This is a genomic window from Afipia felis ATCC 53690, assembly GCF_000314735.2.
GTDB lineage: Bacteria > Pseudomonadota > Alphaproteobacteria > Rhizobiales > Xanthobacteraceae > Afipia > Afipia felis.
This window is the reverse complement of the sequence record NZ_KB375270.1, coordinates 1,145,285-1,159,395: the sequence shown is the minus strand read 5'-3', so window position 1 is coordinate 1,159,395 and position 14,111 is coordinate 1,145,285. Positions and strand designations below refer to the sequence as shown.

Below are 14,111 nucleotides of genomic sequence, written 5' to 3'. Positions count from 1 at the left end.
TGCTGGATGGCATGCGGCCTGCGAGCTCTCAGATTTTGCGGAAGATCACGCTGGCGTTGACGCCGCCGAAGCCGAACCCGTTCGACAACACGTGATCGATCTTCATCTTGCGGGCCTGCCCGCGGATGAGATCGACGCCTTCCGCGGCATCGTCGGGATCGTCGAGATTCAGCGTCGCGGGCGCAAGCTGCTCGCGTAACGACAGCACCGAGTAGATTGCCTCGAGACCGCCGGCGGCGCCGAGCAGATGGCCGGTCGCGGATTTTGTCGAACTCACCGCGACACCGTTGTTTGTGCCGAACACCGATTTGATCGCGGCGAGTTCGCCGAGATCGCCGACAGGCGTCGAAGTGGCATGCGCGTTGAGATACTGGATCTGCGACGGCTCAAGACCAGCCTGCTGCAGCGCCTGCACGACCGCGCGGCGCGCGCCGTCGCCGTCTTCGGGCCCCGACGTCATGTGATAGGCATCCGCACTGGTGCCGTAGCCGATGAGCTCGGCGATTGGCTTGGCGCCGCGTGCGAGCGCATGCTCCAGTTCCTCGATCACGAGAAGACCTGCGCCTTCGCCCATCACGAACCCATCGCGCGCCTTGTCGAACGGACGCGATGCGCGCTCCCGCGTGTCGTTGAACCCGGAAGAGAGCGCACGGGCCGCCGCAAAGCCGCCGAGCGCGGTGCGCTCGACGCAGGCTTCCGCGCCGCCTGCCAGTGCGATGTCGGCTTCGCCCGCACGAATGATCCGCGCGGCATCGCCGATCGCCTGCACGCCCGCTGCACAGGCCGTGACCGGCGCACCGAGCGCGCCCTTGAAGCCGTGCTTGATCGACACCTGACCGGCGGCGAGATTGACGAGAAAGGAGGGGACGGTGAAAGGCGACAGCCGCCGCACGCCGCGTGAATCCGCGAGCCGCACGGAATCCGCGATGGCAGGGAAGCCGCCGACGCCGGATCCGATGATGGTGGCAGTGCGCTCTTTGTCCTTTTCCGCAGCCGGATGCCAGTTCGCCTGCGCCACCGCTTCCTCCGCCGCAAGCAGCGCGAACAGGATGAAGCGGTCCATCTTCTTCTGGTCTTTGACGGGAGCGGCACGACTCGGGTCAAACCCTGCTTCCGGATCCTGGGCCATGTCCGGGACGAGACCTGCCACCTTGCAGGGCAGATCGGCGGAAGCCTCCTCGGATAGGCGTCGGATACCCGATTTTCCGGCGATCAGCCGCGACCAATTGGCCTCCACGCCGCATCCCAGCGGGGATACAGCGCCCATACCCGTAACAACAATCCGTCGCATCGTCCTGCCTTGCCGGAGAAATCTGTCGGTACAGACCTAGGCGACTGCGGGGCGTTTGTCACGACGGATCGACAGGACGGCCAGCGAGGCAATCAGGCACAGGAGCCCGGCTGTGAAGAACGCGGGTAAATAGCTTGCGAGGTAGGTTCGCGACAATCCGGCGCCCAGCGCCACCGAGGCCGCGCCGATCTGGTGACCGGCGAAAATCCAGCCGAACACCAGATTGGTGCGCTCCGCTCCGAAGGTCGAGGCCGAGAGGCGAACGGTCGGGGGCACGGTGGCGACCCAGTCGAGGCCATAGAATAGTGCGAATACCGACAGGCCATAAAAGGTGAAATCGGTGAACGGCAGCATCACCAGCGAGAGTCCGCGCAGGCCGTAATACCAGAACAGCAGCCACCGGTTGTCGTAACGGTCCGACAGCCAACCGGACATGATGGTGCCGACGAAATCGAAGATGCCCATCATCGCCAGCAGCGTCGCTGCCCCGGTCGCGGGAATGGCGTAGTCGGCGCACAGCGTGATGAAGTGCGTCTGAATCAAACCGTTGGTGCTGGCGCCGCAAATATAGAAGGTGAAGAACAGCACCCAGAAGACGCGGCTTGTTGAAGCCTCCTTCAGCGCGCCGAGAGCGGCGGAGGTGATCGGCGCATTCGCAGGCGCGGGCGGAGCCACAGGCGTGGTGCCGTCGTCGCCGAACGGGCGCAGCGCGAGATCGGACGGCCGGTCGCGCACGACCAGCAACACCATGACAGCGGCAAGCGCCATCAGCGCGCACAGCGCAAGGGTGGCGGCGCGCCAGCTATAGAGTTCGGTGAGCTTCGCCATCACCGGCAGGAACACAAGCTGGCCGGTGGCCGTGCTCGCGGCGAACAGGCCGACGACGAGCCCGCGTCGCGCGACGAACCAGCGCGCGGCGACTGTCGCGCCGAGCACCAATGCGGTCATGCCCGTGCCGAGGCCGACGACGAAGCCCCACAGCAGGATCAGCTGCCAGACTTCCGTCATGAACAGCGAGAGTACGAGACCCGCGATGATCGTCGTCATCGCGCAGACCACGACGTTGCGCATGCCATAGCGGTTGATGAAGGCAGCGGCGAACGGCGCCACCAGCCCGTACAGCAACAGGCGGATCGACAGCGCGCTGGAGATTTCGGCGTTGCTCCAGTGGAATTCCTGCTCCAGTGGCACAATGAACACGCCGGGCGCACTGATCGAGGCGGCGCTCGAGAGTGTGGTCAGGAACGTCGCGGCCACGACGGCCCATCCGTAATGGATGTCGCGGGAGGCGAGGCGCGCCGAAAGCCAGTTGGAAATCATGGTGTGTCCTGGGAAGCAGAGAAGAGGAAAGAGATTGTCATATGGCACCGATCATATCACGGAAAGCAAATCGCAATCGCTTTGCGCGATGGTCTATTTTGTATTATATGATGTGTGACATATAAAGGACAGGCGATGCGCTACGCACGGGATCACAAAGCTGCGACCCATGAAAAGATTCTTGAGGGGGCTGTCACGCGCCTGAAGGAAAGCGGTTCCGGTGGCATCGCCATCGCGGACCTGATGGAGGAGGCGGGTCTTACTCACGGCGGCTTCTACGCGCATTTCAAGTCGCGCGATGCGCTGATCGAGGAATCCTTCCGTCATGCACTGGACGGCATCGCACAGCGCTGGAAGGCGCGAGCGGAGAAAGCGCCTGCAGGCGAGGGGCTGGCCGCCATCGTCAACGGCTATCTGACACGCGAGCACATCGATGATGTCGCGAGCGGTTGTGTGTTACCGGCGCTGGGTGCCGAGCTTGCCCGTTCCAACACAAAAACGCGGCGCATTTTCACTGAAAAGCTTGAGGCGGCGATCGATGTCGTGGCCTCGCAAACCGGTTGTGCGCCCGGAATGGCGCGCGAGCAGGCGATCGGCACCATCGCGACCATGGTGGGAAGCCTTTTGCTGGCCCGTGCAGCCAGTGACAAGGAACTGGCAGTGGATATTTTGAAGGCTGGGCGGAAGAAGGCACTCTCTGGAAGAGAGCCACGTGCCAAACGTCCCGCCGCGAAATCCGTGCGAGAAAAGGTGTCCCGATAAAGGGGACGCTGCGCCTCTCGTTCTTAGGTTGAATATCGCGACCGCTCCGTTCGGACGCTAAATTGTTTTTACGGTCACCAGACGGAGTTGGTCATGACGCGGATTGCTTTTATCGGTCTCGGCAACATGGGCGGCCCGATGGCCGCCAATCTGGTGAAGGCGGGATTTGCCGTTCGCGGCTTCGATCTGGCCGAATCCTCCAAACAGGCGGCAGCGAAGGACGGGATCGCCATCGCCTCCAGTGTTGCGGATGCGGTGCAGGAAGCCGAGACCGTTATCACCATGCTGCCGGCAGGCCGGCATGTGCTCGATGTCTGGAGCGAGATCGTACCCTTGCTTGCGCAGGGCACCCTGATCGTCGACTGCTCGACCATCGATGTCGCGAGCGCGGGAGAGGCGCATGAACTCGCGGCCACAGCGGGCCTGCGCTCGATCGATGCGCCGGTGTCCGGCGGCACCAACGGCGCGAAGAACGCGACACTCACTTTCATGGCGGGCGGCGACTCCAAGGCGTTCGCCGCGGCGAAGCCGGTCCTCGAAAAGATGGGCGCCAAGATCATCCATTGCGGTGAAGCTGGCGCGGGGCAGGCGGCGAAGATCTGCAACAACATGATCCTCGGCATCTCGATGATCGGCGTGTGCGAGGCGTTCACGCTCGGCGAGAAGCTCGGGCTGACGCATCAGGCGTTGTTCGATGTCGCCTCGACCTCCTCGGGACAGTGCTGGTCGCTGACGAGTTATTGTCCGGTACCGGGTCCGGTGCCAGCATCACCGGCCAATAATGACTACAAGCCGGGTTTCGCGACGGCGCTGATGCTGAAGGATCTGCGGTTGTCGCAGGAGGCCGCTCATGCAACCGGGGCGGCCACGCCGCTCGGCGCGCATGCGCAGGCGCTCTATCAGGCTTTCTCGGACGCCGGTCATGGCATGGTGGACTTTTCCGGCATCATCGCGCATCTCAGGCAGCAGTCGAAGGGATAAAGCAGTTTGATGTCGTGAGCGCGCCGGATGTCGCCATTATCGGAGCCGGTCCGGCCGGTCTGATCGCGGCCGAAACGGTCGCGGCTGCGGGCGCGTCGGTCATTATCTATGACCGGATGCCGTCGGTCGCGCGCAAATTCCTGATGGCCGGGCGCGGCGGGCTCAATCTCACCCACAGCGAGCCGCTCGACATTTTCCTCACGCGCTATGGCGACGCGCCGCCGCTTCTGCGTAAGGCGATCGAAGCGTTTCCGCCGCAGGCGCTGCGCGAATGGGCGCACGGGCTCGGGCAGGACACCTTCATCGGCTCGAGCGGACGGGTCTTTCCCAAGGCGTTCAAGGCGTCGCCATTGCTGCGCGCATGGCTGGCGCGGCTGGATAACCTCGGCGTGCGATTGGCGCTGCGGCATCGGTGGCTCGGATGGGACGAGAACGGTGCCCTGCGTTTTGAGACGCCGCAGGGGCCGCATGTCATCGCACCGCGTGCGACGATCCTCGCGCTCGGTGGCGCGAGCTGGCCGAGGCTGGGATCGGACGGAAGCTGGCAGGACCTTCTCTCGTCGCAAGGCATCGCGGTTAGCGATCTGAAGCCGGCCAATTGCGGTTTCCATGTCGCGTGGAGCGACTCGTTTCGCGAGCGCTTCGAAGGCCAGCCGCTCAAGAATGTGGTGCTCGGTTTCGACGGGCATACATCGCGCGGCGAAATGGTCGTCACGAAGGACGGCATCGAGGGTGGTGGCATCTATGCGCTCTCGGCTGTGTTGCGCGAGGGCGTCGCCGCAAGAGGGCACGCCATCCTCACCATCGATCTGCGTCCCGATCTCGCTTCGCCAGATATTGCCACACGCTTGTCCCGGCCGAGCGGCAAGCAGTCCATCGCGACGTTTCTGCGCAAGGCGCTGACCCTGCCGCCGCCCGCGATCGGGCTTCTGCATGAAGCCGCATTTCATCGCGACACGAGGCTTGCCGCTATGACGCCGGACGAGCTTGCCGATCTGGTCCGCGCGCTTCCGGTCCGGATCGAAGGAGCCGCTTCGCTGGCGCGGGCGATTTCGACCGCGGGCGGCGTCTCCTTTGCGGATATCAACCCCGATTTCGGCCTGCGCCGGCGGCCCGATGTCTTCATGGCGGGTGAGATGCTGGACTGGGAAGCCCCGACCGGCGGGTACCTCCTTCAGGCATCTTTTGCGACCGGGGTGGCGGCGGGCCGGGGCGTGCTGGGGCGATTGGGCCGTTAAGAATTTCGAACGATAGAACTATGGCGGTGTCGCATAAAACCGCTAGGCTGTCGTGGAACCACCGTCTCGTTCATCTATTTCGCGTTGCAAAATAACGATAATCGGGAGTGAAACATGAAGTCCAAATATCTGTCGGCAATCTCGGCTCTGGCTCTTCTTGGTGCGGCGGGGCCGGCGTTCGCCGCCGAGGGCGTCAAGATTGGCGTTCTGAACGACCAGTCCGGCGTCTATGCCGACTTCGGCGGCAAGTGGTCCGTCGAAGCCGCGCGCATGGCGATCGAGGATTTCGGCGGCTCCGTGCTCGGCCAGAAGATCGAGCTGGTTGACGCGGACCACCAGAACAAGCCCGACCTCGGCGTCAGCATTGCGCGCCGCTGGTTCGACGTCGAGCACGTCGACATGATTACCGAACTGACGACCTCGTCGGTGGCGCTCGCCGTGCAGGAACTGGCGAAGCAGGAAAAGAAGATCGACATGGTGGTCGGCGCGGGATCGTCGCGCATCACTGGCGATCTGTGCTCGCCTTACGGTTTCCACTGGGCCTATGACACCCACGCTCTTGCCGTCGGCACCGGCGGTGCCTTGACGGAAGCAGGCGGCAACACCTGGTTCTTCCTGACCGCCGATTATCAGTTCGGCTATTCGCTGGAACAGGACACCGCCGCGATCGTGAAGGAGAAGGGTGGCAAGGTGCTCGGCGCGGTGCGTCACCCGCTGAACACGTCGGACTTCTCGTCCTTCCTGCTGCAGGCGCAGAGCTCGAAGGCGAAGGTCATCGGCCTTGCCAACGCCGGTCTCGATACCTCGAACGCCATCAAGCAGGCGTCGGAATTCGGCATCGTTCAGGGTGGCCAGAAGCTTGCCGCGCTGCTGTTCACGCTGGCCGAAGTGCATGGCCTCGGCCTCCAGGCCGCGCAGGGCCTGCAGCTAACCGAGAGCTATTACTGGGATCGTGACGACAGGTCGCGCGACTTCGGCAACCGCTTCTTCAAGAAGACCGGCCGCATGCCCAACATGGTTCAGGCTGGTACCTATTCGGCGGTGACGTCGTATCTGAAGGCAGTGAAGGCTGCCGGCACCAAGGATACCGAGGCCGTCACCAAGAAGCTGAAGGAAATGCCGGTGGATGATGCTTTCACCGCGCACGGCAAGGTTCTGGCCAACGGCCGCATGGTAACCGACCTCTATCTGTTCGAGGTCAAGAAGCCTTCGGAAAGCAAGAAGCCGTGGGATTATTATAATGTGGTCGCTACCGTACCGGGCGATAAGGCGTATCCGACCGCGAAGGAAAGCGGCTGCCCGCTGACCAAGTAACCTGATCCGCCACAGGGTCGGTTTTGATCTTGGCAACCGCGCTTCGATGACAATCGAGGCGCGGTTGTTTTTTGCGGCTATGACGTTCCGGTCGAAGTCATCGCATCTGTCATCAGGGCAATAAATCCAAAGCTGCCCGCAATCAGGCAGACTGCGCCCCATCCTCCGTACGTCCATGCGAAGCCCGCAGCAGCTGCTCCGATGCCACCGCCGATGAAGAAGAGACCGACATAGAGTCCGTTGATGCGGCCTCGCGCTTCGGGCTGCAGGAGATTGACGGCGCGGCGGCCAAGGATCTGGTCACCGGTGAAACCGATATCGAGAAGGATGGCGCCAAAGCCCTGGATTGCGAGAGCCATCGTTCGCGAGGAGGCGAACTCGGCCCACGCGCACAGGCCCAGCGCAGCGATGATAAGAATATGCGAGACGCACAGCCCCCATCGCGTCCAGCCACGGTCTCCCATCCGCCCCGCAAGCGGTGTCGCGATTGCACCGGCCGCGCCGACCAGCGCGAAGATGGCAAGACCTCGCGGGCTGAGGTTGAACGGAGCGGCCGAAAGCCGCAACGCAACCGCAGCCCAGTAGGCAGAGAACGACGCCATCGCGAGGGCGGCGGTCCATGAACGCACCCGCAAAACTGGTTCGTCACGCCACAGCGTCCAGAACGATCCCAGCAGGCGCGGGTAGGTAATGTCTGCTCTCGGTTGCAGCGATGGAAGCCGGCGCGTGAGTGCAGTGGCGAGAAGCGCAATTGCGATGGCGGACGCCGCATAAAAGCCGCGCCAGTCCCAGATATCCGCGATGAAGCTTGCGAGTGGGCGGGAGAGCATGATCCCGACCATCAGCCCGCCCATCACATCTCCGATGACACGGCCGCGTTCGGCCGGATGTGTCATGGCGGCTATGAGAGGCACCAGCATCTGGATCGCGGAACAGAAAGCGCCAAGCACGAACACGGAGAGCAGCAGAAGCACCGGTGTCGGTGCCAGAGCGGTGCAGGCGGCAGCGGCGACCGTGCAGCAAAGCGTCAGCGTGATCAGGCGCCGGTTTTCAAAAATGTCGCTGAGGGGGACCAGCAGAAACAATCCAGCCGCATAGCCGAGGAGCGTCAGCGTGCTGACCATGCTGGCTTGCGTGGTGCTCATGTGGAGGGAAGGGCCGATCAATCCGACCAGAATTTGCGGCGCTGAGAGGTTGGTGACGATGACGCCCGTTGCAAGGGCCCCCAGCCGAATGAAGGAACGGGGCACGGATCGGCAGGGCTCGGGCGGTGCAGCAGTCTGAAGCAATGTCATGAGGGAGGTCTCACATCGACGAAGGAGGCCTCTTTAACTGCTCGCTACAATATGCAACAATTGAATTGTCATGATAATCAATATGCGAAAGTAGCATGAATACCAACGATCTCGCCGCCTTCATCGCCGTGGTTGAAACAGGCTCGATCGTCGGGGCTTCCGCGCGTCTTAACCTCACCCAGCCAGGGGTCACACGACGTGTGCAGAACCTCGAGACGGTTCTCGGCGTGGAGTTGCTCGACCGTCAGTCGAAGCCGCTGAAGCCGACTGCCGCCGGGCGCGAAGCCTACGAGCAGGGGCGGCTGGTGCTTCGGACACTGGATGATCTGAAGTCCGGCGTGGCGACCGATGGTGTCGTGCGTGGTGAATTCCGCTTGGGCATTACGCCCTATCTATCAGAGGCGGGATTGAGCGTGCCGCTCGACATGCTGCGTGCGCAGTTTCCTTCGCTCACTCTGCGGGTCATTTCCGGCTGGTCGTCGGACCAGACGGAGCGGGTTGGCCGCAACGAACTCGACGCTGCTGCCATCTGTTTGCCTGATGGGGTCGCGCCCCCGGAAGAACTGGCATGCGACGATCTCGGAACGCATGCTGTCATTTTCGTGGTCGCTCGCGAGTTGAAGATATCGAAGACCATCGGCCTGCCGGACCTGTCGCGTTTGCCATGGGTCATCAATCATGATGGCTGCGGATTTCGCCGGGCACTCAAGCGGCGCTTTGATGCGGCGCATCTGCCGTTTCAGATTGCCGTGGAGGCGCTCGACCCCGAGCTTCGGTTGTCGCTTGTCGCGCGCGGCATGGGCATTGGATTGGCAACGCCTGCCGCTTTGAAGCGAAGTCCATTTCGCGGCAAGCTGAAAATCGTCAAGGTGCAGGACTTCGAGCCTGCTGTAAGGGCATGGGTCGTCCATCGTCCACCGGCCGGTCGTCTGGCACTTCCGATCAAGGCCTTTCGCGACGCGCTCAGTCTGGAGCTTCGCGAGATACGCTGAACGCTTCGGAGGATCGGGCCGGACGTGAATCGTGAGGGCTGCTGCAGTTGCAGCACCGGAAATCAGCAAAGGCAGGAAAGTATCGTACTTATGCATTTGGCGCGGGTATGCCGAGATGTCACAGGACTGTCATAAAAGGATTGCTGGTCTAGTATGAGCGCAAAGGAATCTGCGCGCATGTCGACGACCAGCCTGGACGATTCAGCCCCGCCTGCACCTCAGCTCGAACTTCCTCAAAAGCGCCGAAACCTGTTCTCGGCATGCCTCGCGCACATGCTGCATGATGGCTACACCGACCAGCTCTATGCGTTGTTGCCGGTGTGGCAGGCCGAATTCGGTCTGTCCTACGCCGGTCTGGCCACGGTGCGCGCGCTTTATTACGGGATGATGAGCGGCTTTCAGGTGCCGGGCAACAAGCTGGCCGCGCATCTCACACCGAGGGTGGCGCTGGCCGGAGCGACACTCGTCGCGGCGCTCGGCTTTATGATCGCCGTGTTGCCGCTTGGCTTGCCGGGATTATGCGTGGGCCTGCTGGTTGCGGGCATAGGATCGAGCATCCAGCATCCGCGCGCGTCGCTGCTTGTCACCGACAGCTATCAGAAGGATGCCCGCGGGCCGCTCGGAATCTACAACTTCGCGGGCGACCTCGGGAAGGCGACGTTGCCCGCGCTCGTCGCTGTGTTGTTGCCGGTGCTGGCGTGGCGCTCCGTCGTCGGATTGTCGGCGCTGCTGGGCATCGCTGTTGCGATCGCACTTTTGCTGTTGTTGCCGTCGCGCTCGGTGAACCATGCCATGCCGCAGGCTGTTGCCGGACACGGGCGGGAGCGATCCGGCTTCAATCTCCTGATGTGCATCGGCGGGCTCGATACCGCGGTCCGCATGGGTTATCTGCTGTTTCTTCCTTTTCTTGTTCATGGCGAGGGCGGATCGCTGACCATTGTCGGCGTTGCTCTGGCGCTGGTCTTCGTCGGTGGCGCCTTCGGTAAGGCGACCTGCAACTGGGTTGCGCAGCGCTTTGGTGTCGTTGGTGGTGTCATCGCGACAGAGACCGCCACAGCGTTGCTGATTGTAGCAACGCTGTTCGTGCCGCTCGTTCCCATGCTGGTGTTGCTGCCGTTTCTGGGGATCGTGCTGAACGGAACGTCGTCCATTCTGTATGGCAGCGTGCCCGCTCTTGCCCCCAAGGGGAACACCGGGCACGCCTTCGCGATGTTCTACACGGCCGTGAGCGCGTGCAGCGGCTTTGCGCCGATTATCTACGGCCTGATCGCGGACCATTCGAGCCGGACTATCGGCGTTCTCGCAGCGGCCGCGACGGCGTTGGTTATCGTGCCGCTGATCCTCGCGTTGCGGCCCGCTCTCGGGGACGAGGCCTGATCCGGTTTAGCTTTCGATTTCCTCGCGCAGGATTTCCAATTCCAGCCATTGCTCCTCGGCCGTCGTCAGATCGGCATGAGCCTTGGCCATGGCCGCAGAAGCAGCATCGAAAGCCTTGCGGTCGCGCGTGTAGAGTGTCGGATCGTCCAACTGGGTCTGCAGCTTGGCAATCTCGGCTTGCAGCTTCGCCATCGTTTTCGGCAGCGTCTCCAGCGCGTGCTTGTCCTTGAAACTGAGGCGGCGTTTTGGAGCAGGCGCGGCAGAAGAAGGAGAGGATTCCTTCGCGGCCTTTGCCGGAGCAGGTGTGCCTTTAACCGCTTTCTCTTTCAGGTCGCTGCCGCGTTGCGCCAGCATGTCGCTGTAGCCGCCGGCATATTCGATCCAGCGGCCCTGACCTTCAGGTGCAATCACTGAGGTCACAACGCGGTCGAGAAAATCGCGGTCGTGGCTGATGAGCACGACCGTGCCTTCGTAATCGCCGAGCATGTCTTCCAGCACGTCCAGCGTTTCGAGATCGAGATCGTTGGTCGGCTCGTCGAGCACCAGAAGGTTCGAGGGCTTCGCGAGCGCACGCGCCAGCATCAGGCGGCCGCGTTCGCCGCCGGAGAGCGCTTCGAGCGGCGTGCGTATCTGTTCCTGGCTGAACAGGAAGTCCTTCATGTAGCCGACGACGTGCTTCGGCTTGCCGCCGACCATGATGCTGTCGCCGCGTCCCCCGGTGAGCGCATCGGACAGCGTCGTTTTCGGATCGAGGCTTTCACGGTGCTGGTCGAGCGTCGCCATCTCAAGGTTGGCGCCGAGACGGACGGTGCCGGAATCCGGCGGCTCGGTGCCCGTGAGAAGATTGATGAGCGTCGTCTTACCTGCGCCGTTGGGGCCGACGATGCCGAGCCGATCGCCGCGCGCGATGCGGGTGGAGAAATCGCTGACGATGGCGCGCTCGCCGAACGACTTCGCGATGTGCTTCGCCTCGATCACGAGCTTGCCCGATGCATCGGATTCGGCGGCCGCAAGCGTGGCCTTGCCCGTCGCGCCGCGATAATCGCGCCGCTGCTGGCGCAGCGCATGCAGGTTGCCGAGACGTTTGACGTTGCGCTTGCGACGGCCGGAGACGCCGTAGCGCAGCCAGTGTTCCTCCATGACGATCTTGCGGTCGAGCTTGTGCTGCTCGCGTTCTTCTTCCGCCAGCACGTCGTCGCGCCACGCCTCGAAGGCGTCGAAGCCCTTTTCGATGCGGCGCGTCTCGCCGCGGTCGAGCCAGACGGTCGCGCGCGACAGGTTGGCGAGGAAGCGGCGGTCGTGGCTGATGATGACAAGCGCGCTGCGGCGCGAGGCGAGTTCGCCTTCCAGCCATTCGATGGTGGTGAGGTCGAGGTGGTTGGTCGGCTCATCCAGCAGCAGGATATCGGGCGAAGGTGCCAGAACGCGGGCCAGCGCCGTACGCCGCGCTTCGCCGCCGGAAAGGTTTGCCGGGTCTTCATTGCCGGTGAGCCCGAGTTGCTCGAGCAGGTAACGCGCCTGATAAGAATCGTCGCCGGGGTTCAATCCGGCTTCGACATAAGCCAGTGTCGTCGCTGCGCCGGAGAAATCCGGCTCTTGCGGCAGGTAGCGGACCGTTGCGCCGGGTTGCACGAAACGTGTGCCGCGGTCCGGCTCGATCAGTCCCGCGACGATCTTGAGCAGCGTGGATTTGCCCGAGCCGTTGCGGCCGATCAGGCAGACGCGGTCGCCCGCTTCGACGGCAAGCTCCACGCCTGTCAGAAGCGGCGTGCCGCCGAAGGTGAGGGCGATATCCTTGAGCTGGATGAGGGGGGCCATGTGTTTCAGTCTGCTGTTTGCGCGCGCTGGATGCGGCGGATGGCCTGATCGAGTGCCGAAAGAAAAGCCGAGCGATCCTTCGGCGAGAAGCCGCGCGGGCCGCCGGTGATTTCGCCGCTGGCGCGCAGATCCGTCATCAGGTTGCGGACGGCCAGCGTCATGCCGATCGACTCCTCCGTAAACGGCTTGCCGTTCGGTGCGATGACGGACGCGCCCGCCTTGACGCAACGGTCGGCGAGCGGGATGTCGGCGGTGATGACGATATCGTCTTTCGTTGCGCGCGCGGCGATCCAGTCGTCGGCGGCATCCATGCCGGCGCCGGCGGCAACGCGTTCGATCATCGGATCGTCCGGCACGCGAATGAAATTTCCCGCGACGACGCTGACGGGCCAGCGATGGCGCGCGGCGACACGGTAGATTTCGTCCTTCACGGGACAGGCATCGGCATCGATATAGATTCGCATTAATTCGATCGTTCGCGGGTGCTTTATGTTTTGCGTTGCGATATCACGGCTCGCGCAGTCGTGAAAGCTGGCTCTGTTCCTAAGCATTTCGGCGATGCGGGAACAGGATGGGTTGCACGCGACGCCTGCGCTGATACATTTGGTAACGAACAGGTATTTCGCGCCGCCTCGGCGCAGATTTGGATTTGCATGACGGAGCATGCGCAGTTGCGCCCCGCCGTGAAGCGGGAGGCGGACCTGCTGGTAGACGAGGCGCAAGCAAGCCGTGCCGCCGGCGCGCCTGCTTATGCCGCGATCGATCTTGGCACCAACAACTGCAGATTGTTGATCGCGCGCCCGATAGGCGACGGCTTTCGCGTCGTGGATTCGTTCTCCCGCATCATCCGGCTCGGCGAGGGCATCGTGTCCACCGGCCGCATCAGCGATGCCGCGATTGAGCGCGCTGTCGGCGCGTTGTCGGTCTGCCGGGACAAAATGGACGCGCGCGGCGCGCTGCGTCGGCGCACCATCGCGACCGAGGCCTGCCGCGCGGCGGAGAATTCCGATGCGTTCCTGTCGCGCATCAGGTCGGAAACCGGAATCGAACTTGAGATCGTCGACCGTGAAACGGAATCGACATTTGCCGCAATCGGGTGTTCGCCGCTGCTCGATGAGCATGCGCGCGGCGCGATCCTGTTCGACATCGGCGGTGGCTCGACCGAAGTGGTGAAGCTGATGCGTCCGAAAGGGCAGCTCGATGCGCCGCCGGTGAAGGGGCCATGGGTGTCGTTGCCGCTTGGCGTCGTGACGCTGGCGGAACATTTCGGTGGCATCGACGTCACGCGCGAGTCATACGCGGCGATGGTCAACGAGGTCGCCACGCATCTCGCGCCATTCGCGGCCGCGCATAACGGCGATCTCGACGGCATGCACCTGCTGGGTACCTCCGGCACCGTGACCACGGTCGCGGGCGTTCATCTCGGCCTTGTGCGTTACGACCGCCGCAGGGTCGACGGGCTCTGGATGAGCCGTCATGACATCAGTTCTGCGGTCGAAAAGCTCTTGACCATGACGTACCGCCAGCGCGCGGACAATGCCTGCATCGGCACCGAGCGCGCCGATCTCGTGCTTGCAGGCTGCGCCATTCTCGACGCTATCCAGGCGGCGTTTCCCATGCCGCGGTTGCGGGTAGCCGACCGCGGCCTGCGCGAAGGCATGCTGGTCGAAATGATGCGCGAAGACGGCTATATCCAGACCGTGTAAGGTCTGAAAGCGAACAT

Annotated in this window: 12 protein-coding genes; 7 read left to right on the top strand and 5 right to left on the bottom strand. The window is 63.2% G+C overall.

Translation table 11 applies throughout. The features are described 5' to 3' along the window. Positions 1-28: 28 nt before the first annotated feature. The gene (fabF, locus tag HMPREF9697_RS05500) at positions 29-1,291 is read right to left on the bottom strand and encodes a beta-ketoacyl-ACP synthase II (RefSeq protein WP_002716175.1); all 1,263 of its coding nucleotides are present in this window, start codon (positions 1,289-1,291) and stop codon (positions 29-31) included. Between the two features lie 36 nt (positions 1,292-1,327). Further along, on the bottom strand, positions 1,328-2,611 hold the full coding sequence (locus HMPREF9697_RS05495; protein ID WP_002716174.1) for an MFS transporter: 1,284 nt from the start codon (positions 2,609-2,611) through the stop codon (positions 1,328-1,330). Between the two features lie 135 nt (positions 2,612-2,746). On the opposite strand from HMPREF9697_RS05495, the gene HMPREF9697_RS05490 reads away from it, so the two are divergent. The 4 genes from HMPREF9697_RS05490 to HMPREF9697_RS05475 all read left to right on the top strand — a co-directional run bounded on the left by HMPREF9697_RS05490 (position 2,747) and on the right by HMPREF9697_RS05475 (position 6,906). Then, on the top strand, positions 2,747-3,373 hold the full coding sequence (locus tag HMPREF9697_RS05490) for a TetR/AcrR family transcriptional regulator (protein ID WP_002716173.1): 627 nt from the start codon (positions 2,747-2,749) through the stop codon (positions 3,371-3,373). Positions 3,374-3,466: 93 nt separating this feature from the next. Then, positions 3,467-4,354 (top strand): 3-hydroxyisobutyrate dehydrogenase, encoded by an 888-nt coding sequence (mmsB, locus tag HMPREF9697_RS05485; protein ID WP_002716172.1) that lies wholly within the window; start codon positions 3,467-3,469, stop codon positions 4,352-4,354. Positions 4,355-4,368: 14 nt separating this feature from the next. Next, the gene (locus HMPREF9697_RS05480) at positions 4,369-5,592 is read left to right on the top strand and encodes a TIGR03862 family flavoprotein (protein ID WP_002716171.1); all 1,224 of its coding nucleotides are present in this window, start codon (positions 4,369-4,371) and stop codon (positions 5,590-5,592) included. A 114-nt stretch (positions 5,593-5,706) separates the two neighbouring features. Then, positions 5,707-6,906, top strand: a complete 1,200-nt coding sequence (locus HMPREF9697_RS05475; protein WP_002716170.1) for an ABC transporter substrate-binding protein — start codon at positions 5,707-5,709, stop codon at positions 6,904-6,906. 77 nt (positions 6,907-6,983) lie between these two features. On the opposite strand, the gene HMPREF9697_RS05470 is transcribed toward HMPREF9697_RS05475, so the two are convergent. Continuing rightward, entirely contained in the window at positions 6,984-8,201 is a 1,218-nt protein-coding gene (locus tag HMPREF9697_RS05470) for an MFS transporter (RefSeq protein ID WP_002716169.1), read from the bottom strand. A gap of 95 nt (positions 8,202-8,296) precedes the next feature. On the opposite strand from HMPREF9697_RS05470, the gene HMPREF9697_RS05465 reads away from it, so the two are divergent. Together HMPREF9697_RS05465 and HMPREF9697_RS05460 are read left to right on the top strand one after the other, a co-directional pair. After that, positions 8,297-9,193 carry a LysR family transcriptional regulator gene (locus tag HMPREF9697_RS05465; RefSeq protein WP_002716168.1) on the top strand — a complete coding sequence of 299 codons (897 nt, stop codon included), beginning with the start codon at positions 8,297-8,299 and terminating at the stop codon, positions 9,191-9,193. Positions 9,194-9,370: 177 nt separating this feature from the next. Then, positions 9,371-10,570: an MFS transporter gene (locus HMPREF9697_RS05460; RefSeq protein WP_002716167.1), complete on the top strand. Its 1,200-nt coding sequence runs from the start codon at positions 9,371-9,373 to the stop codon at positions 10,568-10,570. 6 nt (positions 10,571-10,576) lie between these two features. Here HMPREF9697_RS05460 and HMPREF9697_RS05455 read toward each other — a convergent pair whose 3' ends face one another. Next, complete coding sequence (locus HMPREF9697_RS05455; RefSeq protein ID WP_002716166.1) at positions 10,577-12,388, bottom strand: ABC-F family ATP-binding cassette domain-containing protein; 1,812 nt, start codon at positions 12,386-12,388, stop codon at positions 10,577-10,579. Between the two features lie 5 nt (positions 12,389-12,393). Then, a complete protein-coding gene (locus HMPREF9697_RS05450) occupies positions 12,394-12,852 on the bottom strand; it encodes a YaiI/YqxD family protein (RefSeq protein ID WP_002716165.1) in 459 nt (152 codons plus the stop codon). Positions 12,853-13,041: 189 nt separating this feature from the next. Between HMPREF9697_RS05450 and HMPREF9697_RS05445 the strand changes: the two genes are divergently transcribed. Beyond that, the gene (locus HMPREF9697_RS05445; RefSeq protein ID WP_002716164.1) at positions 13,042-14,094 is read left to right on the top strand and encodes a Ppx/GppA phosphatase family protein; all 1,053 of its coding nucleotides are present in this window, start codon (positions 13,042-13,044) and stop codon (positions 14,092-14,094) included. Positions 14,095-14,111 lie beyond the last annotated feature (17 nt).